Genomic DNA, 719 nt, shown 5'->3' with positions numbered 1-719 from the left:
AAGAACCAGCGCCCCCCCCCAGCCACACGACCCTCCAAGCGACCTCCAGCTGGGCCTCGCTCATCGGCTCAGAGCGTTCTCTGCTCATCTCACGACGATAGGAAGCCACCCCGGCTCTCCGAACCGACCCACGGTTTATGACCACACACCGTCCAGGCTGACCGGGACAGAGCCCTGCGGAGACAACCCCGGCTGAGCAGCCTGTGCCGGCAGATCAAGCCTTGGCAGGACCTCTCACACACCCATCGCCGTCACTTTTGGGAACGAACCGAAAATCGGCCGAGACTGGAGGTGGAAACTGGCGTGCTCACACCAACAGCTTCCCGGGAGGCCCGGTTGACCAGGCCCCGCCTCCCATAAGAAAAAGCCGGGCTGCTGCCCGGCTTTTTCCATGTCCGGCAACGCCGGTTAGTCCAGAAACCGCCGCCACCAGATCCCCACCACCACAGCACCAGGAACCAAGGCAACAACAGTGCCCACTACGAAGTCTTCGAGCAAGACGCCAATCACCGCAGCCAGCAGACCCACCTGCACTCCAGCCAGCAGCACCAGAATCCAAGCCATGTCTCGACGCTGCCTGGCCTCCTGGTCCCCGCGTCGCATTTGCATTCGTCAAACGCTACGGGCCGGTTCCTCGTTGCGCTCAATCGCACGCACTGTGGATCACCCTTCTAAAGGTAGGTCCTGCCCGTTCACGAGTGTTTCCCAGAACGTGAAGG

At 62.0% G+C, this 719-nt stretch carries 1 protein-coding gene; it reads right to left on the bottom strand.

What is annotated here, in order from left to right; translation table 11 throughout:
* Window positions 1–408 precede the first annotated feature (408 nt).
* Complete coding sequence (locus SM447_RS29290) at window positions 409–564, bottom strand: hypothetical protein (RefSeq protein ID WP_176338671.1); 156 nt, start codon at window positions 562–564, stop codon at window positions 409–411.
* Window positions 565–719 lie beyond the last annotated feature (155 nt).

This window comes from Micromonospora aridisoli (genome assembly GCF_056150025.1).
The sequence above is the reverse complement of the archived record's forward strand: the minus strand, read 5'-3'. Positions and strand labels throughout refer to the sequence as shown.

Excerpts from the sequence above, each read along its gene's own strand:
- SM447_RS29290 (WP_176338671.1), bottom strand. The coding sequence starts at position 564 with ATGGCTTGGATTCTGGTGCTGCTGGCTGGAGTGCAGGTGGGTCTGCTG.